This is a genomic window from Dysosmobacter sp. (assembly GCF_052306735.1).
GTDB lineage: Bacteria > Bacillota > Clostridia > Oscillospirales > Oscillospiraceae > Oscillibacter.
The window spans coordinates 35,858-56,892 of the sequence record NZ_DAWBAJ010000011.1; the positions used below are offsets into that span (position 1 = coordinate 35,858).

The 21,035-nt window shown below is 58.6% G+C and carries 23 protein-coding genes; 9 read left to right on the top strand and 14 right to left on the bottom strand.

Features of this window, described 5'->3' with window-relative positions; translation table 11 throughout:
- The first annotated feature begins 1 nt into the window (after position 1).
- The 3 genes from ACT67G_RS04725 to ACT67G_RS04735 all read left to right on the top strand — a co-directional run bounded on the left by ACT67G_RS04725 (position 2) and on the right by ACT67G_RS04735 (position 2,097).
- Positions 2-241: a helix-turn-helix domain-containing protein gene (locus tag ACT67G_RS04725; protein ID WP_443663212.1), complete on the top strand. Its 240-nt coding sequence runs from the start codon at positions 2-4 to the stop codon at positions 239-241.
- A gap of 3 nt (positions 242-244) precedes the next feature.
- Positions 245-910: a ComF family protein gene (locus tag ACT67G_RS04730; protein WP_443663214.1), complete on the top strand. Its 666-nt coding sequence runs from the start codon at positions 245-247 to the stop codon at positions 908-910.
- A gap of 161 nt (positions 911-1,071) precedes the next feature.
- Positions 1,072-2,097 carry a rod shape-determining protein gene (locus ACT67G_RS04735; RefSeq protein WP_326215775.1) on the top strand — a complete coding sequence of 342 codons (1,026 nt, stop codon included), beginning with the start codon at positions 1,072-1,074 and terminating at the stop codon, positions 2,095-2,097.
- A 54-nt stretch (positions 2,098-2,151) separates the two neighbouring features.
- On the opposite strand, the gene ACT67G_RS04740 is transcribed toward ACT67G_RS04735, so the two are convergent.
- Positions 2,152-2,763 carry a sugar O-acetyltransferase gene (locus ACT67G_RS04740; RefSeq protein WP_443663216.1) on the bottom strand — a complete coding sequence of 204 codons (612 nt, stop codon included), beginning with the start codon at positions 2,761-2,763 and terminating at the stop codon, positions 2,152-2,154.
- 157 nt (positions 2,764-2,920) lie between these two features.
- Here ACT67G_RS04740 and ACT67G_RS04745 point away from each other — a divergent pair, with 157 nt between their 5' ends.
- The gene (locus ACT67G_RS04745; protein ID WP_325247698.1) at positions 2,921-3,766 is read left to right on the top strand and encodes a DegV family protein; all 846 of its coding nucleotides are present in this window, start codon (positions 2,921-2,923) and stop codon (positions 3,764-3,766) included.
- A gap of 156 nt (positions 3,767-3,922) precedes the next feature.
- On the opposite strand, the gene ACT67G_RS04750 is transcribed toward ACT67G_RS04745, so the two are convergent.
- A complete protein-coding gene (locus ACT67G_RS04750; protein ID WP_443663217.1) occupies positions 3,923-5,380 on the bottom strand; it encodes a sodium-dependent transporter in 1,458 nt (485 codons plus the stop codon).
- A 165-nt stretch (positions 5,381-5,545) separates the two neighbouring features.
- Between ACT67G_RS04750 and ACT67G_RS04755 the strand changes: the two genes are divergently transcribed.
- Together ACT67G_RS04755 and ACT67G_RS04760 are read left to right on the top strand one after the other, a co-directional pair.
- Positions 5,546-6,949 carry a GNAT family N-acetyltransferase gene (locus ACT67G_RS04755; protein ID WP_325247696.1) on the top strand — a complete coding sequence of 468 codons (1,404 nt, stop codon included), beginning with the start codon at positions 5,546-5,548 and terminating at the stop codon, positions 6,947-6,949.
- Between the two features lie 101 nt (positions 6,950-7,050).
- Entirely contained in the window at positions 7,051-7,509 is a 459-nt protein-coding gene (locus ACT67G_RS04760; protein ID WP_443663219.1) for a DUF1648 domain-containing protein, read from the top strand.
- Between the two features lie 59 nt (positions 7,510-7,568).
- On the opposite strand, the gene cdd is transcribed toward ACT67G_RS04760, so the two are convergent.
- The 5 genes from cdd to ACT67G_RS04785 form a co-directional block, all read right to left on the bottom strand.
- Positions 7,569-7,973 (bottom strand): cytidine deaminase, encoded by a 405-nt coding sequence (cdd, locus tag ACT67G_RS04765; protein WP_326215778.1) that lies wholly within the window; start codon positions 7,971-7,973, stop codon positions 7,569-7,571.
- Between the two features lie 23 nt (positions 7,974-7,996).
- Positions 7,997-9,265: a hydrolase gene (locus ACT67G_RS04770; RefSeq protein ID WP_443663221.1), complete on the bottom strand. Its 1,269-nt coding sequence runs from the start codon at positions 9,263-9,265 to the stop codon at positions 7,997-7,999.
- A gap of 98 nt (positions 9,266-9,363) precedes the next feature.
- The gene (gene spoVAE, locus ACT67G_RS04775) at positions 9,364-9,720 is read right to left on the bottom strand and encodes a stage V sporulation protein AE (protein ID WP_326215780.1); all 357 of its coding nucleotides are present in this window, start codon (positions 9,718-9,720) and stop codon (positions 9,364-9,366) included.
- 26 nt (positions 9,721-9,746) lie between these two features.
- Positions 9,747-10,763, bottom strand: coding sequence for a stage V sporulation protein AD (locus ACT67G_RS04780; RefSeq protein WP_443663223.1), 1,017 nt, complete (start codon positions 10,761-10,763; stop codon positions 9,747-9,749).
- A gap of 90 nt (positions 10,764-10,853) precedes the next feature.
- Complete coding sequence (locus ACT67G_RS04785) at positions 10,854-11,309, bottom strand: hypothetical protein (RefSeq protein WP_326215782.1); 456 nt, start codon at positions 11,307-11,309, stop codon at positions 10,854-10,856.
- 157 nt (positions 11,310-11,466) lie between these two features.
- On the opposite strand from ACT67G_RS04785, the gene ACT67G_RS04790 reads away from it, so the two are divergent.
- Genes ACT67G_RS04790 through ACT67G_RS04800 form a run of 3 tightly spaced genes read left to right on the top strand, consistent with a single transcriptional unit; the run spans position 11,467 to position 14,597 of the window.
- Positions 11,467-12,078, top strand: coding sequence for a hypothetical protein (locus ACT67G_RS04790; RefSeq protein WP_325247689.1), 612 nt, complete (start codon positions 11,467-11,469; stop codon positions 12,076-12,078).
- Entirely contained in the window at positions 12,075-13,427 is a 1,353-nt protein-coding gene (locus ACT67G_RS04795; protein ID WP_326215783.1) for a Na+/H+ antiporter NhaC family protein, read from the top strand. Before ACT67G_RS04790 ends, ACT67G_RS04795 begins: the two co-directional genes overlap by 4 nt.
- Positions 13,428-13,433: 6 nt before the next feature.
- Positions 13,434-14,597, top strand: coding sequence for a cation diffusion facilitator family transporter (locus tag ACT67G_RS04800; RefSeq protein ID WP_443663226.1), 1,164 nt, complete (start codon positions 13,434-13,436; stop codon positions 14,595-14,597).
- Positions 14,598-14,990: 393 nt separating this feature from the next.
- On the opposite strand, the gene ACT67G_RS04805 is transcribed toward ACT67G_RS04800, so the two are convergent.
- The 7 genes from ACT67G_RS04805 to ACT67G_RS04835 all read right to left on the bottom strand — a co-directional run bounded on the left by ACT67G_RS04805 (position 14,991) and on the right by ACT67G_RS04835 (position 20,944).
- On the bottom strand, positions 14,991-15,266 hold the full coding sequence (locus ACT67G_RS04805; protein ID WP_325246197.1) for a tyrosine-type recombinase/integrase: 276 nt from the start codon (positions 15,264-15,266) through the stop codon (positions 14,991-14,993).
- Positions 15,221-16,144 carry a tyrosine-type recombinase/integrase gene (locus ACT67G_RS04810; protein ID WP_443663228.1) on the bottom strand — a complete coding sequence of 308 codons (924 nt, stop codon included), beginning with the start codon at positions 16,142-16,144 and terminating at the stop codon, positions 15,221-15,223. Before ACT67G_RS04810 ends, ACT67G_RS04805 begins: the two co-directional genes overlap by 46 nt.
- A gap of 265 nt (positions 16,145-16,409) precedes the next feature.
- On the bottom strand, positions 16,410-16,883 hold the full coding sequence (locus ACT67G_RS04815; RefSeq protein WP_325246193.1) for a nucleoside deaminase: 474 nt from the start codon (positions 16,881-16,883) through the stop codon (positions 16,410-16,412).
- Between the two features lie 23 nt (positions 16,884-16,906).
- Entirely contained in the window at positions 16,907-17,950 is a 1,044-nt protein-coding gene (locus tag ACT67G_RS04820) for a BMP family protein (RefSeq protein WP_443663230.1), read from the bottom strand.
- Between the two features lie 43 nt (positions 17,951-17,993).
- Positions 17,994-18,926: an ABC transporter permease gene (locus ACT67G_RS04825; RefSeq protein ID WP_325246189.1), complete on the bottom strand. Its 933-nt coding sequence runs from the start codon at positions 18,924-18,926 to the stop codon at positions 17,994-17,996.
- A gap of 3 nt (positions 18,927-18,929) precedes the next feature.
- The gene (locus tag ACT67G_RS04830) at positions 18,930-19,973 is read right to left on the bottom strand and encodes an ABC transporter permease (protein WP_325246187.1); all 1,044 of its coding nucleotides are present in this window, start codon (positions 19,971-19,973) and stop codon (positions 18,930-18,932) included.
- Positions 19,970-20,944, bottom strand: a complete 975-nt coding sequence (locus tag ACT67G_RS04835; RefSeq protein ID WP_443663232.1) for an ATP-binding cassette domain-containing protein — start codon at positions 20,942-20,944, stop codon at positions 19,970-19,972. The genes ACT67G_RS04830 and ACT67G_RS04835 overlap by 4 nt, the downstream gene beginning before the upstream one ends.
- Positions 20,945-21,035 lie beyond the last annotated feature (91 nt).

Here is a 21,035-nt window from a genome sequence, read left to right on the forward strand (position 1 = left end):
TATGGAGGAACAAAAGATCAAACAGGATATTCGGATTGGGGATAATATCCGCAAAATCCGTCAACAACAGGAGATCGGCCAAACGGAACTGGTCCGGCTGCTGCAATTAGAGGGCGTGGAGATGACGCGGGAAACTCTGGTGAAAATCGAGCGGGGAACCCAGCATATTCGGGCATCCCAACTGCGGGGAATCCGGGATGCCCTGCATACCACGTACGACGCGCTTTTGGCAGAAGAGTAAGGCATGAGCGTGTGGGAACAGCTCCTGAATCTCCTCTTTCCCCCAAAGTGCCCCTTCTGCCGCCGCATCCTGGACAGCCCGGGTGTATGCGATACCTGCCGGAAGGAGCTGCCCTGGACGGAGGAACATGAGGCTGTGCGGGAGGGAACCGACGGCCTCCGGTGTGCCGCGCCTTTGTGGTACGAGGGGAAGGTCCGGGAGGCGATTTTGCGCCTGAAATTCTACGGCGCCGCCGCCACGGCGGAGACACTGGGCGCCCTCATGGCCCAGTGCGCCGCGGAGCACCTCTCCGGGGAGTTCGATCTTGTCACCTGGGTGCCTGTCAGCCGCAAGCGCCGCTGGAAGCGGGGGTACGACCAGGCGGAGCTGCTGGCCCGGGCCGTCTGCCGGGCCTGGGGCGTCAAGCCTGTTGCCCTGCTGCGCAAGACCATGAATAACCCCGCCCAGTCCGGCCTGAAGGAGGACGCCGCCCGCCGGGCCAATGTGCTGGGGGTCTATGAGATGCGCCCCGGCGCGGAGGTGTCCGGGCGGCGGGTGCTGCTCATTGACGACGTATGCACCACCGGAGCCACGTTGACGGAGTGCAGTAAGGCCTTGCGGGAGGCGGGAGCGGATGCCGTGGTGTGCGCCTGTGTGGCCCACGCCCGCCGGGAGAGGGACCGGAGGTGAGAGACAGGAGGTTTTCACCAGAAATTTGTCTTCCGACGCCTGGAAATGTAAACATAATAGACTTGCATTCCCGGAAAGCGGTCAGTATAATGTAGAATGTGTGATTGTATGCGGGAAAACCGTTCATAATAACAGATAGAAAGAACAATGAGGTGGAAGTTATGTCCATGGCAAAGGATATCGGTATCGATCTGGGTACCGCTTCGGTTTTGGTGTATGTGAAGGGCAAGGGCATCGTTTTGAACGAGCCCTCTGTGGTGGCACTGGATAAGAATACCGGCAAGCTGCTGAAGGTGGGCGCCGAGGCCCAGGCCATGCTGGGCCGTACCCCCGGCAACATCATCGCCATCCGTCCCCTGCGGGAGGGCGTCATCTCCGACTACGACATGACGGAGCGGATGCTGCGGGAGTTTATCCACAAGGTGGCCGGCGTGTCCTTCTTCAAGCCCCGGGTTATCATCTGCGTGCCCTCCGGTATCACGGAGGTAGAGGAGCGCGCCGTTATCGACGCGGGCATCCAGGCCGGCGCCCGGAAGGTCTACCTCATTGAGGAGCCTGTGGCGGCTGCCATCGGAGCCGGGATCGACATTACCCAGCCTGACGGCCACATGGTGGTGGATATCGGCGGCGGCACTGCGGATATCGCCGTTATCTCCCTGTCCGGCGTGGTGGAGAGTGCCTCCATCAAGATTGCCGGCGACCAGCTCAACGAGGCGGTGGTGAAGTACATGCGCCGCAAGCACAACCTGCTGGTGGGCGAGCGTACCGCCGAGGAGATGAAAAAGCGCATCGGCTGCGTCTTCCCCAAGGATGAGGAGGAGACCATGGACGTCAAGGGCCGGTGCCTGCTGACGGGCCTTCCCAAGGTGGTCACCGTCTCCTCCACGGAGATGATGGATGCCTTCGAGGAGCCTGTGGAGCGCATCATGGAGGCCATCCACTCCGTCCTGGAGCGCACGCCCCCGGAGCTGGTGGCGGATATCTCCACCAATGGCATCGTCATGACCGGCGGCGGCAGCCTGGTCTCCGGCTTCGACAAGCTGGTCTCCGCCCGCACCGGCATCCACACCGTCATCGCCGAGGACGCCATCTCCTGCGTGGCCATCGGCACCGGCAAGAGCCTGGATTCCCTCAACAACATGCAGGACGGCACCATGAACCTCTCCCGCCGCCGTCAGATGAACTGAGCGGAAAAAACAAAACGCTCCCGGAGCCCAAAGGCTCCGGGAGCTTCCTTATGATTACAGATGGTCGTCCTGGTATTCCCGGCGCTCCGCCTCCCAGCGGGCCCGGTCCGCATCCGTGAGAGGCCGCAGCACCCGGCAGGGATTGCCGCCCGCAATGACCCCCGGGGGCACGTCCCGGGTCACTACCGCCCCGGCGGCGATGACGCTGCCCCGCCCGATGGTGACCCCCGGTACCACTACCACATTGCCGCCGATCCACACATCGTCCTGGATGGTGATGGGGAGGCCGAATTCCAAGTCCAGGTTCCGGATCTCCGGTACCGTGGGATGTCCGGCGGTGTATAGGCACACCCGAGGTGCGATGTAGACGTGGTCGCCGATGGTAATGGGTGCCACGTCCAGAAAGATGCAGTCGTAGTTGGCGTAAAAGCAATCCCCGATGGAGATGTTGGTGCCGTAGTCGCAGCGGAAAGTGGGTTCGATCCAGCAGTGTTCCCCCACGCTTCCGAAAAGCTCCCGCAAGATGGTGTCCCGGCGGTTCTGCTGCTCCGGCAGAGTGGTGTTGTAAGCATGGCAGAGTTCCTTTGCCCGCTGCCGGCCCTGTACCAATACGGGATCCCCGGCATGATACAGCTTGCCGGAGAGCATGCGTTCTCGCTCGTTCATGTGTACTCCTTTCTCCGTGCGCCCGCAGGCGGTTTCCAATCTCAGTAAAGCAGGAAAGGAAACCCTTGTCAACGGAAATGCCTTGCTTTTTTGCGGGAATTTGATATAGTTATCATATTAGGCATACGATCTTCGTACTGGAAAGAAGGAGGAGCCCATGGCTGTTTCCATCATCACCGATTCCACCAGTGACCTGACGGCGGAGGAGCTGCAGGCGCTGAACGTTCACATGATCCACATGCGGGTGATCTTCGAGGACGGCGTCTATACCGACGGCGTGGATATCACCAAGGAGATGTTTTATCAAAAGCAGGCAGAGGCCAAGACCCTGCCCAAAACCACCCAGGTCAACCCCCAGGAGTACTGCGACGCCTTTGAGCCTCTGCTGGAAAACGGGGACGAGGTGGTGGCCATCCTGATGTCCTCCAAGCTCTCCGGCACCTTCCAGTCCGCCATGATCGCCAAGGAGATGGCCAGGGGCGGCGAGCGGCTGCATCTGGTGGATTCCCTGAACGTCACCATCGGCGAGGGGCTGCTGGTTCGGGAGGCTGTGAAGATGCGGGATGCCGGGGCCTCCGGCGCCGAGATCGCCGCCGCGCTGGAGGAACTCAAGCACCGGGTGCGGTTCGTGGCCTTCATCGGCACGTTGAAGTATCTGAAGATGGGCGGACGCATCTCCTCCTCCACCGCAGTGCTGGGCACCATGCTGAACATCTCCCCGGTGGTGGCCATCGTGGACGGTGAGGTCCGGTCTGTGGGCCGGGTGAAGGGCAAGCAGAAGATCGTGGAATACACCCTGGATTTTGCCCGGGCCTATCCCATCGACAGCCGCCACGGTGTCATGTTCGGCCACTCCCGCTGCCTGGAGACCATGGAGACTTATCGGGAGAAGGTGTCCCAGGCTTTGGGCATCCAGCGTTCCGACTGGGACGAGCTGGGGGCTGTCATTGGGACGCACTCCGGCCCCGGGTGCTACGGCATGGCCTATATCGGCCTGAAATAAATCAAAAAAAGCAGAGCCTCCCGGCTCTGCTTTTGCCTGTTGCAGATACGACTGTACTTTCTGAGTATGGGGCGTATGCTGTGGGGGAAGCTAGTGTATGCGGGCGTTGAAAAAAGGACGCGGCCCGTAGGCCGCGTCCGGGTGAATCGTCTGAAGTTATCCGAAAATATGGATGAAACCGAAGTCATTGAGCTGTCCCAGCAGCACCAGAATCATGCCCACCGGCGTTACAATGTAAATGCAGAGTTTGTAGAACAGATCGATCTTGGCAGAGCAGCCCTGCCGGACTTCTTCCAGAATGGTCTTGGGCTTGACTTCCCAAGCCACCATCAGGCTCATCAGCAGCGCGCCCAGCGGCATGGCGATGCCCTCGGACATCATGTCCATGAAGTCCAGCCAGTTGTCGTTCCAGTTGTTGATGCCGAAGGTGGCCTGACCGGGGACCCACAGACCGTTGGAGCCCAACCCGTCCACCGCTACCAGCACGGCCTCCACCGTAATGGCCAGGCAGATGATGAGGACGATCTTGTTGCGGTTTCCGGTTTTACCCTTTTCCGCGGCCCGGTCCAGGAAGAAGGTGGCCACCACTTCCACCAGGGAGATGGCGGAGGAGATGGCGGCGATCAGGACCAGCAGATAGAAGATCACGCCGAAGAGGGGACCGGCGGTACCCATGGCATTGAACACATCCTGCAGCGTCACGAACAGCAGACTGGGGCCGCTGAGCTTGATGTCCGCCACATTCATGCCCTGCTGGATGCCGATGGCCACGGCGGCGGGGATCACGGCCAGGCCTGCCATCAGAGCCACCAGGGTATCGGAGAAGACGATGACCACAGAGTTTCTCACCAGGTTCTCCTGCTTGTTGAGGTAGGAACCGTAAGTAAACATGACGCCCATGGCCAGGGACAGCGAGAAGAACATCTGGCCGCCGGCAGTTGCCAGGACGGTGAGGAAATTGGGCGCCTCGGCAATGAATCCCTTGCTGACGGCATAGCCGGGGACAAACATGAATTTCAGTCCCTCCACAGCGCCCTCCAGGGTGACGGAGCGGATGATGATGATGACCAGCATCACGAAAAGGGCGGGCATGCCGATCTTGTTGAACTTCTCAATGCCGCCGGAAATGCCGCCCCGGTTGATGAGATAGCAGATCACCAGGAACAGCAGCGTGAAGACCACGCAGCCAAAGGGATTGGTGAGCATGGCGGTGAAGAGGTCTGCACCGGTTTTGATCTCAGCACCGGCGAAAGCCAAATTGCTCATGTTCAGGGCCATGTACTCGATGCAGTAGCCGCCCAGAACGGAATAGAAGCTCATGATGATGAAGGGGGAGAAGACCGCCAGCCAGCCCACCCATTTGAATTTCTTGGACAGGGTATGGTAGCAGCCGATGACGCCTTTGCCCACTTTGCGGCCCATGGCCAGTTCGCTGACCATCACCACGAAGCCCACAAAGACCGCCAGGAGAAGGTATGCGATCAGGAAGGTGAAGCCGCCGGACTTGCCCATCTTGTACGGGAAGCCCCAGATGTTGCCAAGACCTACGGCAGAGCCGATGGCCGCCAGCAGGAAGCCGATATTACTTCCCCAAGAACCTCTCTCATTTTCCAAAATAATTCCCTTCTTCCCTATCAAACTCTCTCATATCTACCATGCTTATTCTTCATACAACATACTATATTTTTCCGGTCAGGTCAAGACCAGTTATGTGCAAAATGACAAAAAATGTTTTTCTAACAAGGACAAAAATTTCACAATCAAGGACAAGGTGAAACCATGCTGCAATTCAAAACCGTGACAAAACAGGATGCCTCCAAGCTGCGAAAATACTATCAGAGCTGCAATTACGGACTTTGTGAGTACTCTGTGGGGACAAAGCTCATGTGGCGCAAAACCCTCCATCCGGCCTGGACGGAGGCGGAAGGGTGCCTGGTGGTGCGCAATGAAATCGACGGGCAGGTGGTCTTTGACTATCCTGTCCCCGGCCCCGAGGGGGACGAGGACGCGGCCCTCACAGCCATTGAAGGCTACTGCCTGGAGCAGGGGATCCCGCCGGTGATCTCCGTGGTGCCGGAGTGTAAGGCCCCCCGGCTGCTGAGCCGTTATCCCTATATGCGGGTGAGTGACGTGCGCACTTGGCGGGACTATGTATACTACCGGGAGGATCTGACCCTCTTCGCCGGCCGGCGCTACTCCGGGCAGCGCAATCATATCAACAAGTTCCGCTCCAAGTGGCCGGATGCCTATTTCCGCCCGCTGACGGCGGCGGACACGGCCCTCATCGATCAGTTCTGGAGGGATTATGAGGCGGAGTTCCCCAAGGGGGACAACGCCAAGGCCATGGACGAACTGAAGCTGGCCCAGGGGATGCTGAAGCTGGTGGGCAAGCCCTGCTTCCTGGCGGGGGGCATGTTCGACGGGGAGAAGCTCATTGCCCTGTCCCTGGCGGAAAAATGCGGCGAGACCCTGATCATCCACATTGAGAAGGCCCTCTACTCCTATACCGGGGTCTATCCCACCCTGGTGCAGGCCTTTGCCGGAGAGTTCGGGGACGGCTGCCAGTGGATCAACCGGGAGGACGACGCTGCCGACCGCGGGCTTCGGACCTCCAAGCTCCAGTACGGCCCTGCCAAGCTGGCCCCCAAGTACCGCTTTGAGCCGCAGAATGAGCTTTTGCGCCATGTCTCCTCTATTCCGGAGCTGAAGACGGAGCGTCTGACCCTTTCGGCGCTGCGCCAGGAGGACATCCCCGCCTACAACGCCCTGGTTCTGGACGGGGAGCGCAACCGCTGGTGGGGCTATGACGATGTGGGCGGCCTGGGCGGCCCGGTGGAGGAGCGCAGCTTCTTCGATGTGGCCAACCGGGACTTTGAAAACCGTCTGGCTGTCAATTTTGCCGTCCGGCTGGACGGGACGCTCATCGGCGAGGCGGTGCTCTACCGCTTCGACTACCGGGGCGGCGCGGAGCTGGGCTGCCGGATCGACACCGCCCATGCCGGACATGGCTACGGCACCGAGGCCTTTGCTGCCGTGGCAGACTGGGCGCTGTATAAAGTCCATCTGACCCGGGTGGTGGCCAAGTGCTACAAGGAGAACCAGGCGTCCTACAAGATGCTCTCGTCCTGTATGCGCAGGAGCGGTGAGGACGGTACCTTCTACTATTTTGAAAAGCTGGTATAAACTGTACGGCGGCGGTTTTTCCGCCGCCGTTTTGCCATCCTTGCGCGAACCTGTGGGGTGTGCTATGCTGAGGCCAGAATGGGGGAAGGAGGGCGGCGGTCTTGAACAAGCATCCTCTGGATAAGCTGATGAACCGGTTGAGTTTGCTGGTGCTGGTGGGCTCCGTGGTTTTTCTGGCCGGATACTGGAAGCAGATTCCTGCGGAAGTACCCATGCACTACAACGCCGCCGGGGAGATCGACCGCTGGGGCACCAAGGCAGAGCTGCTGATCCTGCCGGTGATCGCCTGGCTGCTGTATGGTCTCTTGACGGTGGTGGAGCAGTTCCCCAGCGCCTGGAATACCGGGGTCAAGGTGACGGCGGAGAACCGGGAGCAGGTATACGCCTTGCTGGGCCATATGCTCAGCACCTTGAAGCTGCTGGTTATGGTGATGTTCGCCTGGATCACCCTCTGGTGCGCCCTGGCCCGTCCTTTGCCGGTGTGGTTTTTGCCGGTGGTGCTGGCCGCGGTATTTGGGAATATGGCCTACTGGCTTGTCCGCATCTTCCGGGCCCGGTAAGTGGTGATATGAAAAAACGCCCGCGCCATGTTGACGCGGGCGTTGCTTTTTTGATGCGGTTATGTTCCGGCGTGTTCCAGGTTGGCGGGGCCGAAGCTGTGGGGCAGCAGCTCCCGGAGGGTGAAGCGGCGCTGCTCGCCCCGACCGTTGAGGGCGATGATCTCCAGATCCGGCGCAAACTCCGAGAGTACCTGGCGGCACACGCCGCAGGGGACGCAGAAATCCTCTCCGGTGCCGGCGATGGCGATGCGCCGGAAGTCCCGGTGCCCCTCGCTGACGGCTTTGGCCATGGCGGTGCGCTCGGCACAGATGGAGGGGGAGTAGGCGGCGTTTTCAATGTTGCAGCCGGTGAAGACGCTCCCGTCGGCGCACTCCAGAGCGGCTCCCACCGGGAAGCGGGAGTAGGGACAGTAGGCCCGCTCCAGCATGGCCACGGCGGCGGCGCACAGCTGAGATTCGGTCATGGTACTTCTCCTTTCCTGTACGGTTAAGAGGCGCTTTTGGGCGTCCACCGGACGCCCCGGTCCGGCCGGACGGTGAGATCAATGATGTCCCGGGCGTCGTAGAACTGGCTGTACCAGCCCAGGACCTTGTCGGTGCCCCGGAGGGTGGTCCCGTCCGGGTGGAGCCGGTCGCAGATGACGGCGCTGATGTCCTTTTTGATGTAGCTGAAGCTGTTGATCCCCACAGAGCAGAAGATCCGGAAGCCCTGGCTCTGGAGATACCGGAAGATGGGGCCGGTCTGGTGCCAGTCGTCCCCGTCGGGGCGCTCCCCGTGGGGATAGAACAGCACATTGGTGGGGCCTACCAGGCTGCCCACCTCGTCAAACCAGCGCTGGGTATCTGCCTGGATGACCTCCATGCTCTTGCTGCCCCCCAGGCGGATATGGCCCCAGGTATGGCTGCCGAAGGTCCAGCCGGTACGCTTGAGCTCGGCGATGATGGGCTTGACGGCTTCCCGCTCCTTCTGACGGTTTTCTTCCTGGGCCTGCGTCCAGCTCTTGGTGTCCGTCTGGGTGCGGTAGCCCAGGATGCCCTCGTAGCCGGTGAGGCTCAGGCAGCCCTTGGCGCCGAAAGGAGAGAAGTCCGGATGCTCCTCCACGAACTTGTCCAGGATGGGGATGGCGTCCAGATCCCGGGAGACCACCTCGTTGCCCTGGGGATCCTTGCCCCAGGAGGCGATCTTGCCGTCCTCCCCGATGATGAGCTTCCAGGTGAAGCCGTTGGAGAGCATGTATTCGTAGTAATTGGTGTCATCGAAGGAGAGGATCAGGGGCTTTTTCCCCTCCGGCAGGTACAAGGTGTTGCGCACCATTTTGGCGGTGCCGTCCTCGCCGGTGACCTCGCTCCATACGTCGGCGATATCCACCAGGATGTAGCCCCTGTCGTAGACGCTCTGGAGGATCTTGCGGTACTCGTCGGCCGTTACCATATAGTCGTCGATGCCGTTTGCCTCGCTGTCGCCGTCAAAGGCCAGCTCCGGGTAGGCCACCACCGGGTGGAAAAACAGGTGCTCCACAATGCCGTCATAGGCCGCGTAGGTGACGCCGTCCCGGGTACCGCCCTCCGGCATGACGGTGGGATCGCAGATGGTATAGGGCTCCGGCTCCGGCGGGGCCTCCTCTTCCGGGATATCTTCCTGGGCAGAACCTGGCGTCTTCTCTCCGTCATCTCCGGAGGAGGCCGTGCCGCCGCAGGCGGCCAGGGATGAGATCAGCAGCAGGGCCAACAGCAGGGAAAGCATTCGGCGGATCATGATAGGGGAACCTCCTGTCGGTTTTTGTCGTTACCGACAGTATAGCAGGTTCCCCGCTGGAAGGAACAACAAAAGGATGACAAAATCCACCGGGACTGTTACCGTTTGTCCCCGGGACGGAAGAGGGCTGCCACGATGACGCCGGCCACCACGGCTGCCGCGATGCCACCGGCTGTAGCGGAGAGGCCGCCGGTGAGGACGCCCAGCCAGCCCTGTTCCGCCACCGCCTTTTCCACGCCCTGGGCCAGGGAGTGGCCGAAGCCTGTCAGGGGCACCGTGGCCCCGGCCCCGCCCCATTTGGCGATGGGGTCGTAGATCCCCAGGGCGCTGAGCAGCACCCCCGCCACCACGTAGCCTGTGAGGATGCGGGCGGGGGTCAGGGTGGTTTTGTCGATGAGCAGCTGCCCGATGGCACAGAGAATGCCGCCGCAGAGAAAGGCGTTGAGATATTCCATATGAGACCTCCTGATGATGCAGCTTTTTAGCGCTGGACGGAAAGACATACGGCGTGGCAGATGCCGGGGATGCTCTCTCCCTGGCCGGAGGAGACAGGGGAGAGCAGGGCCCCCGTAGGGGCAAAAAGCACCCGCTGCCATACCCCGGCGCGCAGCTGGGGGAGAATATAGCCGTTGAGTACCGCGGCGGAGCAGCCGCAGCCGGAGGCTCCGGCGTGCATGTCCTGTTTTTCCCGGTCGTAGAGCAGCAGCCCGCAGTCAAAATAGTTGGCGGAGAGATCCACGCCGTCCTGGCGGAACCAGTCCAGCACGATGCTGTGGCCCAGCTCCCCCAGGTCTCCGGTGAAGATACGGTCAAAGTCTCTGGGGGAGGTTTTGGTCTCCCGGAAGAAGGCGGAGAGGGTGTTGTAGGCGGCGGGAGCCATGGCAGCGCCCATGTTGTTGGCGTCGGCAATGCCCTTGTCCACGATCTTCCCTCGGGTGACGTGGGTGACGTAGGGCCCCGGGCCTTCCCGGCCCAGGATGGTGCAGCCGGAGGCGGTGGCCGTCCACTGAGCCGTGGGGGGACGCTGGTTGCCGTAGGGCACCGGCATGCGGTACTGCCGCTCGGCAGTGCAGTAGTGGGAGGAGGTCATGGCGGCGGCAGTTTGGGAGAAGCCGCCGTCGATGAGCAGCGCTGCCAGGGAGAGAGATTCCCCCATGGTGGAGCAGGCGCCGTAGAGCCCGTAAAAGGGAACGGCAAAGTCCCGCAGGCAGAAGGAGGTGCCGATGCACTGGTTGAGAAGGTCCCCCGCCAGCACGATGTCCAGATCCTCCGGCTTCAGCCCGGCTTTTTCCAGTGCCTTGCCCAGCGCCTGGGCCTGCATGGTGGACTCCGCCTTTTCCCAGGTTTTTTCTCCAAAGAAGGAGTCCTTGCAAAGAGCGTCAAACCCCTTTGCCAGAGGCCCCTGGGCCTCGAATTTCCCGCCGATGCAGGCGAAGGAGAGGACGGAGGGCGGGTGGGCCAGGGCTACGGTCTGACGGCCCAGACATTTTGTTTCCATTTTCCGGACACCTCGCTGTCATGGATTTTCCCTAGGTTGCCCGAAACGGGAAAAAATATGAAGCCCGGCTGATGCCGGGCTTCGGATCGGTCAGGATTGGATTTGTGAGGAGTCTTCTTCATCATACACAAACGGAGCCTTACAGGAATAGCACAGATCCCGGTCTCCCCGCTGGCGTTTGCCGCACCGGGGACAGGCGATGATTTCTTTGGTGCGGGAGGAAAAGTGCACCGGTGTACCCGGTGGGGCCGGCGGTACCTGGGGAGGTTCCGGCTGGGGGTCTGCTTGTGCGACAGGCTGCATACGTTCCAGGGCCGCGATGCGGTCTTTCAGCGCGTCCACCTCTTCCTTGTGGCGCTGTTCCCGCAGGTCCTCTTCGGCTTGCTGCTCCGTCAGATCCGGCAGCAGCAAAATGACGATCAGGGCAATGAAACTGAAAAAGAAACCAGCTACCAGACAGAGAACAAAATGGTAGCCTTTTGCCTGTCCCAGCTTGCCGCAGAAGACCATCAGCATGATGTTGATGAGCAGAATCAGGATCTCCATTTTTTTGCCCCCTTTTTCTTATGGTAACAGGCGGAAATATGGCTGTCAAGACGGTTAGCAGCGCCTAATGTTTCAAAAAACGCTGTACATGGCATTTTTCCCGTGCTATAATTTTCATTTAATGGAAAAGTCTAGTTTCACAAGAGAGGTGCATACAATGAGCGAGGAGATGCGTTCTTTCGGCTACCTTTGCCCCAAGTGCGGCAAGACGGTGATGGCGGCCCGTTCGGTGTTTGCCCTGGAGGCCTCCAACGCCGAGATCGAGTGCGCGTGCGGCGAGAGTGCCCTTCGGGTGGAGTTTGACGGGGAGCGTTATCATATTTATGTGCCCTGCGGCATCTGCGGGGAGACCCACGAGGCGGTTTGTCGCCCGGAGCAGATTTTGAAGGGGGCTACCGCCCTGGGCTGCTCCAAGACCAAGCAGTTTTGCTGCTTTGTGGGAGACGAGGGCACCGTGGAGAAGCATCTGCGGGAGCTGGCCATCCTGGCCCAGAAGGAAAAGCAGCAGGATGAGGAGGGCCAGGAGGCCTTTGTGGACAGCGTCATCATGTATGAGGTCCTCTCGGAGCTCAAGGAGATTGCGGCCCGGCCAAGGGGCATTACCTGCGGCTGCGGCTCGGATCGCTACGGTATGGAGATCCGCCGGGGCGCGGTGGACCTCATCTGCCGGGACTGCGGCGCCCGGCTGCGGATCCCCGCCGTCACCGATGGGGATCTGGATGACCTGTGCTGCCATATGAAGCTGCAGATCCCCGGGAGGAAGGTATGATCCCCTGTTTTGCCCTGTTTTTATTGGGGGTGGGCACCTGCCTCGTCACGGGACACAGCTTGGTGTGGGCCCTGAGTCTGGGGTTGGTGCTCTTTTCCCTGTTGGCCCTGCGGCGGGGCTATCAGCCCCGGCAGGTGGCCGCCATGGCCTGGGAAAAGGGCCGGGAGGCTTTGATCGTGGTGCCGGTCTTTTTGATCATCGGTGCGGTGACGGCCCTGTGGCGAGCCTCCGGCACCATCTCCTTCTTCCTCTACTATGGCCTGCGGGCCATCCCGCCTGCCGCATTTGTGGCGGCGGCGTTTTTACTGTCGGCGGCCCTCTCCTTTGTGCTGGGTACCAGCTACGGCGTCACCGGCACCGCGGGGTTGGTGCTCATCACTCTGGCCCGCTCCGGCGGGGTGGACCTGGCGGTGACGGCGGGAGCCGTCCTCTCCGGGGCGTATTTCGGGGACCGGTGCTCTCCCATGTCCTCCTGCGCGTCGTTGGTGGCCGCCGTCACGAAAACGGATCTCTACGGCAACGTCCGGGAGATGCTGCGCACCGCCGCACTGCCGACGGTGCTCTCCGTGGGGATCTACGCCGCATTGTCGGTACGCCACCCCATCGCCTCCGTGGACCCGGCGGTGCTCGCCGCCCTCTCGGAGGGTTTTTCCCTGCAGTGGTATGTGCTCCTTCCGGCGGCACTGATGCTGGTGCTGCCCCTGTTCCGCATTCCCGTGAAGAAGGCCATGGCCCTCAGCGCCCTGGCGGCTCTGGCTTTGACGGTACTCCTGCAGGGCCTGCCTCTTTGGGAGGCGCTGCGGGCGGCCCTGCTGGGCTATGTGCCGGACTCTCAGGAGCTGGCGGCCATCCTCTCCGGTGGCGGCGTGGTGTCCATGGTGGAGTCCTCTGCCGTGGTGTTCCTCACCAGCCTGTACGCCGGGATCCTGGAGGGTATCCATGCCCTGGCCCCGGCGGAGGCCTGGGCGGAGCGTCTGGCGGACCGGGTGGGACTGTTTCCCGCCACAGCCCTGGTGAGCATCGGGGTGCTGGCGGTCTTTTGCAACCAGGCGGTGACGGTGATGCTGGATGCCCAGCTGATGGGAGAATGTTACCGCCGACGGGGGGCCTCTCGGCGGGAGCTGGCCATGGACATCGCCAACTCCGGCGTTACCATCGCCGGGCTCATCCCCTGGAGTATTGCCCTGACGGTGCCCCTCCACATGCTGGGGGTGGGACTGGAGGCAGTGCCCTGGGCGGTGCTGGTATACCTGATCCCCCTTTGTTATCTCCCTACAAAACGCTTTTTCCGGGCGGGGCAAAACCGCCCGCAAGACTTGGGGCGCTCTTGCCCCGCAGAAAGGATCTGATGAATCGTGGTTACGCTGCTTGGGCGGCTGCTGATCCGGCAGGAGGGCCGGGAGGAGGCGGAGATCCGCAAGGCCTACGGCATCCTCTGCGGTGCGGTGGGCATCTTCTTCAACGTCCTGCTCTTTGCCGGAAAGTTCTTCGCCGGTACCCTTTCCGGCTCCATCGCCATCACGGCGGATGCCTTTAACAACCTCTCGGACGCAGGGTCTTCGGTGGTGACGCTGCTGGGCTTCCAGCTGGCGGGGCAGAAGCCGGATACCCACCATCCCTTTGGCCACGGGCGGATGGAGTACCTCTCTGGCCTGGTGGTATCCATGCTGATTTTGCTGATGGGCGTGGAGCTGGGCAAGTCTTCTCTGGAGAAGATCCTCCATCCGGAGGAGGTGGATTTCAGCCCCCTGATCGTGGGTATTTTGTGCGTGTCCATTGCTGTGAAGCTTTACATGTTCCTCTATAACAAGCGTATCGGCAAGAAGCTGGGCTCCACCGCCATGGAGGCCACCGCCATGGATTCCCTCAGCGACTGTGTAGCCACCACCGCGGTGCTGGCCGCCACATTGGTGGGCCACTTCACCGGCCTGCGCATCGATGGCTGGTGCGGTATCCTGGTGGCCTGTTTCATCCTCTGGTCGGGTATCGGTGCCGCCCGAGATACCCTGGATCCCCTGCTGGGCACGCCGCCCACGGCGGAATTTGTGGGCCGCATCCGGGATCTGGTGATGGCCCACAAGGGCATCATCGGCATCCACGACCTCATCGTTCACGACTACGGCCCCGGCCGGGTGATGATCTCTCTCCACGCGGAGGTCTCCGCCTCCGAGAATGTGCTGGAGCTCCATGACGAGATCGACAACGTGGAAAACGAGCTGCGGGAGAAGCTGGGCTGTGAGGCCGTCATCCACATGGATCCCATCGTCACCGATGACGGCATTACGGAGGAGACCCGGGAGCGGGTGGCCGATCTGATCCACTGCATCGATGACGATATCAATATCCATGATTTCCGCATGGTCTCCGGCCCTACCCACACCAACCTCATCTTCGACGCGGTGGTGCCCTTTGGCTTCCGCCTGAGCGATGAAGAGGTGGAGAGAAAGATCAAGACCGCCGTCCGTGCCCTGGACGGCAACTACTACGCCGTGGTGAAGGTGGAGCGCTCCTATACATAATTTCAGCGCAGAAAACAAGAAGACCGCTGCCCTTTTGGGCGGCGGTCTTCTTGCGTTGTGGTAGGAAAGGCTTTCAAAAAACAGGCCGCCCATCTGGGCGGCCTGTTGAAAATGCGGAGAGAAAACTCAGCGCTTGGAGAACTATTCCGGGCATTTTACATCGTGATAAAGGGTGGCAAACCATTGAAAACTGTGAGTTTGGGTTTTTAAAGAATTTGGAAACGTGACACATCGTCAAATATTTTCAAATCTCTTGCCCGGCAAATTTGCGGCAGGTGCCCTGGCTTATAATGAGTTAAGAAAGCCACCCTTTACCCATACAGTATAACTTCTATTAGCCGAATTGTCAACGCTGTCAAAGAAGAGATAAAGCCATAGAATAACTCGTGACAATCAGCGCAGGACACCGGAGATGGTCTGTGTGATCCGTACTTGTACCTCAGACATGAGATGGGCATAGTACCGGCTGGTAATATCGGCGGAAGCATGGCCCAAATGCTTGCTGATGGCATCCAGATTTTCACCCGCCAGGATCAGCAGTGAGGCGTGCGTATGCCGGAGACCGTGAATAGTAATCCGGTGCAATTCTGGGTGTTGGTTCATAAATCGCCGAAATTGAGTATTCAGCAAAGAACGATCATAGAAATGGCCTGTGGCAGAGGTAAACACAGCTTCTGGTTCCTGCCAGGCAGAGCAAATGATCTTTTTTGCTTATCCTGCGCAATCTTATGTTCCTGAAGCATTTGTACGGTTGCATCATCAATTACAATCTTCCGGATGCTCATGGGCGTTTTCGGTGTGGACAGGAAGTAGTGGCCGGGCACATAGGTCAACGTTTTGTCTACGAAAATAGTCTTATTTTCGAAGTCAATTTTATCCCAGGTCAGACCCAGTGCTTCTCCACTACGAAGCCCTGTTAGCAACAGTAGTTTGATGATGGTGTTAAAGGCGGAATAGGGAGCCACCAACTCCATCAGTTTTTTAGCATCTGTGGCGGAAAGGTAATTATCCCGCGCAGTTGAGTCAACCTCTACATCCTGCTTCCAGATAGTACCAATACAGGGATTCTCAGTAATGAACTTCTGAGAAACAGCGTATTCTAGAATGCTATGCATGATGATCTTGTTCTTTCTGACAGTTTGTGGTTTTTTTGTTTTCCCAAGCTCCAAAAGAAATTCCGTGATCCTAGCAGTAGTAAGATCCTTTAGCCGGGTATTGCCGAACACCGGCTTGATATTCTTTCGATAGGAGCCTTCATAAGTGTACGCAGTGATCTCCTTGAGGCAATTCGGCGCGTACTGACTGAAGTACAGATCACCAAGCTCGGAGAGCCGCATATTTTCTTTCAGAGTTTGATTATTGGTTACTTTTACATAGAAGTTGTCATAAGCAGTTTCTATCGTCTGCTTTAATTGACGATTAGAAAGCCCCGCCGGAGGATGAAAAGTCATGTATTTCCGGATGGGTTTTCCGTTTCCATCGAATCCGTTAGAAACAGTGAATTGATAACTGTTTCCCCTTTTCCGAATTCCTGGCTTTAAGTTCATAGTTATATCACCTCGTTTGATAGAGATATTTGGAATTTATCGGGAAGCGGCAGAAGCATTACATCAGGTGGACGATAAAAAGATGGGTTTCATGCCTGCGGTGGAGCTTTTGAAACGTCCCTGGAATGTTGAATCCTGAAAAGGAAAAAGCCAGCGCTGAACAGCACTGGCTTTTTTTCGCGGTTTTCTGTCCCAAAGGCAGAATCGGCGAGGGATTCCGATGCAGCAATGAATTGCCGAAAAACAACCGGTTGGGAAACAGGTTTTACTTCCAGAATCCGGCGTGAACTTCCACGATCTCGCCTTCCACTTCAGGGAAGGGACCTTGCAGTTCGATCTCCTTCTGACCGGCGGCAAAGACCTTGTCGGCCCCCATAGAGAAGGTGGGGTTCTTTTCGTCGTCGCCTGTCAGTTCCAGGAGCCGGGATTCCGTAATTCCAAATGCAACATGACCGATGTTGGCCCAGTAAATTCCGCCGCTGCACATGGGGCAAGGCTCGCAGGTAGTATACAGGGTGCAGTCTTTCAGAAACTCCTTGCTGTACTCCCGGCTGGCCCGGGAAGCCAGGGTCATCTCTGCATGGGCGGTGGCGTCGTGCAGATCATATTCTGCATTTCCCTGTTCCATCAGGACTTCACCGTCAGGACCTACCAAAATTGCTCCGAAAGGGGTGTTCCCGGCAGCCCGGGCGCGCTTCGCCACTTCGTTGGCGCGGCGCAGATACATGATTGGACTCATGGAAGATGCTCCTTTTATTTTTATTAATATTCGGTGCTGATCTCCGTGGGAACGATGGAACCGTCCACAATTCCCTGGATCACTTCCTGGGCCTTGGCCACAGTCTCTTCAGAGCAGGAGGTGCCAAACTCGGTGATGTAGATGGCGCCCTCTGCCAGACCGTCACGCTGAATGCCGCTGAACGTCCCGTTTTCGATCTTTTCAATCTGGTCGGAAATGCACTGGGAGATGTTGACGCCCAGGCAGCACAGCATCTGATCCGGAGCCAGATCCCGCTGATCGCCGCCATATCCGATCACTTTCACGTTCCGCTCTGCGCAGGCATCGATAACGCCTGTGCCGGTGGCATCGCATACATGCATGACGACATCGCAGCCGCCTTCAATCAAAGAGTAGGCCGCTTCCTTGCCCTTGGCCGGATCATCGAACGTGCCGGTGACAATGATGGAAACATCAATATCGGGCTTAACAGACTGTGCGCCCTCGCGGAAAGCATTGTAGTTGGCAATCTGCGCATTGGAAGGCGCGCCGCCTACAATGCCGATTTTATTTGTCTGGCTCTCCATGGCAGCTACGACACCGCACACATAGGCGCCCTCATATTCCTTGTTATAGGAGTATGCGGTATTGGCAGGGAGATCCTCTTCGGCCACGTCCGTAGGAGCCGTGCCGTAGACATAGAAGTACTTGTCGGGGAAGTCCGGAGCCACAGCCAAAGAAGCATCAATAAAGGTATATCCGTGTCCCATAATCAGCTCGAAATCGCCGCTGGCATAGGTGCGGAATACGGTTTCGCCGTCGTTTTGCTCCACGTTTTCCGTGTACTCCACGTGATAACCCATATTTTCAATTTTCTGCAATCCCAGATATGCGCTGTAGTTCCAGGACTGGTCACTGATCAGGCCCGGCAGCAGCATGGCAACATTTTGAACGCCGCCGGTTTCCTCTGCAGTCTGATCACCGGAGTCGCCGGCGGGGGCTGTGGAACCCTCTGTGCTGCTTCCGCAGCCGGACAGCAATGCGGCTGCCAGTACCAGCGTCTGCAATAGAACGAATACTTTTTTCATAACTTGATCCTCCCGATAATATTTATGTGAAAATAGTTGGGAACTATCTCCCCTCTTTTTCATAAGGCTCGCCCAAAGCCTTTGGCTGGAACGAATTGCGTCCCATCAGCAGAATGCTCAAAAGGACGACTACGTACGGCAGCATGACAAAAAACTGATACGGAATCGACACATCCATGGTCTGGGCACGGAGCTGGAAGGCATCCACCAGGCCGAACAGCAGTGCGCCGCCCAGCACGCCCAGGGGATTCCAGCGTCCGAGGATGGTAATGGCCAGCGCGATATATCCTCTTCCGGAAGTGATTCCGTCCGTGAAGCGCCCCACATAGGCCACGGACAGGAAAGCACCGCCCAGGCCGCCCATCATGCCTGCAAAGAACATGCTCCAGAGGCGAACGCTGATGACGGAGATACCCGCTGCCTGTGCCGCCCGCGGATTTTCACCGACAGAACGAATCCGCAGGCCAAGCATGGTCTTTGAAAGAACGAACCAGGTAGCGCCTGCCAGAACGATGGAAAGATATACCAGGACATTCTGGTTGAACAGGGTTTCCCCCAGCAGCGGGATGCTGCTCAATACCGGAATGGCACGGTTGGCCAGCGGCTGGACCGAGGGGGCCGTCAACGCCACGCCGAAAAAGGCGCGGTAGAGGTAGCTTGTCAGACCCACCATCAAAATGTTGAACATAATGCCCACAACCGACTGATTCTGCCGCCGGCAGACGCCCAGCCCGGTCAGCGGCAGGGTGCTGACTGCACCGGCCAGTGCGCCGCAGAAAATTCCGAGAGCTGCGCTGCCGGTAGCAAAGTTTACACAAAAAGCGGTAAATGCCCCTAACAGCATCTGACCTTCCAGACCGATGTTGATAACACCGGCACGTTCCGCCACAATTTCGCCGGTGGCACTGAAAATCAGCGGGGTGGACATCCGGAACATAGAGGCGAGCAGTGCCACAAGAAAGGAAGAGCTTAGCATGGATTACACCTCCGCTTTTTTACGCCGGGTAAATTGAAAACTGAGTCCCAGAAGGACGAAGAGCACAATGAGACCCTGCAAAATATCCACCAGAGTAATGGGAACCCCACTGACCACCTGCATAAACTGTGCGCCTGTATTCAAAAGCGCCATCAACACCGAGGCCAGCACGATGCCAACCGGATGCAGCATTCCCAACAGAGCCACCACTACGGCCGTAAATCCGATATCTCCAGCCATTGTTTCCGTGATCCGGTAATAAACGCCCAGCAGCTCAATGCCGCCGGCCAGACCTGCCAGACCACCGGAGAGGGTCATAATCCCCATGTGATAGCGTTTGATGGAGATTCCGCCGTAAACCGCCGCTTTCTCTCCGCCGCCCAATACCCGAATGCGGTAGCCGGTACGGCTACGGTAAATGAAGAAGTAATACAGGATAACGAGGACGATCGCCAGCAGGATGCCGGTGTGGGCCCGTGTGGAAGGAATAAGCTTGGCAAGCCGTAAGCCTTCGTCGATCTTAGAGGACTCGGGTACCATACCGGACGGCTCCTGCAGCGGCCCCCGGATCAGATAACCGATGAAATTTACGGCAATATAATTCAGCAAAAGGGAAGTGATGATCTCGTTTGCCCGAAAAAATGCCTTGAGGGCACCGGAGATTGCACCCCAGAATGCGCCGAATGCGATTGCAGCCACAGCGCCCAGCAGCAAAACGGGCTTTCCCAGTGTCTGTGCCAGGCCGGAACTGCACACCAGGAACATGCCCAGTGCCCCCATGTAGATCTGGCCTTCACCGCCCAGATTCGTCAGACCTGCACAGCGGGCGATCGCCATGCCGACACCTGCAATCAGCAAGGGCGTCATATTTGTCAAAAGCTCTCCAAAACCAGACTTGGAAGAGAGGGGGGTAATCAAAAGCTGCTGATAAGCAGACAGCGGGTCACCGCCGACAACCAGAATGAAGGCAGCGCCGATAGCCAGGGACAAAATGCCGGCCAGAAGGATCACACCCCATTTGGGTACCGCTTCTCTCCATGCTTTCATACCGGCTTCCTCCCCATCATCATACTGCCTAGCTGGGTGACCGTGGTCTCTTCAGGTGTGGTCTGCGCAAAAATCATGCCCTTATACAACACAACAATACGGTCAGATAAATAAAGCAGTTCTTCAAAATCTCCGGAAGACAGCACCACGGCCATCCCCGACTTCTTGGCTTCAAGGATCTGGTTGCGGATTGACCAGGATGCCCGGACATCAATCCCCCGGGTGGGATTGGAACAGACCAGCAGCTGCGGATGTTTGCTCAGCTCGCGGCCAAGGATGAACTTCTGCAGATTTCCGCCGGAAAGGTTTTCGGAGACGGCGTCATAGCCGGACGTCCGAACGTCAAACGCATCAATGGCGGCCTTGGTGTCCTCAATGACCTTCCGGTAATTGAGAAATTCACCGGTTTCCTGGCGTTTGCGCCGCAGCAGCCAGTTGTCGTAAAGACGGAACTTTTTGACAGTTCCCACATTGTTCCGGTCCGACGGCACATAGGCAACGCCTTCTTGAATAAAATCTTCCCCGGAAGAGAGGGTCAGGTCTTTCCCGGCCACGGTGATCTTTCCGCTGGTGCAGCGTCGAAGGCCCGCAATCACATCCATCAGTTCGTCCTGGCCATTCCCTTCCAAACCAGCGACTCCCAGGATTTCACCCTGCCGGACCTGTACGGACACGCGATTCAAGGTCTGTACGCCGCGGTCATCCACTGCGCAGACGTCCGACAAGGAGAGAATTTCCTGTTGCCCCGTCTGCCGGGAGCTCTTCTCCTGCAGCTCAACCTGAAAGGATTCCCCAATCATCATTTCCACGATTTTAGCCTGATCCAGGTCCCGGTTGGCGGTGTCCTCCACAACCCGTCCACGGCTGAGGATTGTAATCCGGTCGCTGATCCGCAGGACTTCCTCCAGCTTGTGGCTGATGAAAATGACGGACTTTTGGTGGGCAACCAGTTTTTTGATGATCTCAAACAACACATCACATTCCTGAGGGGCCAGGACTGCAGTGGGTGTGCGACACGTTCCTAACTGAAAAGGTTAGGCGTGAAACAAAAAAATCAGGATT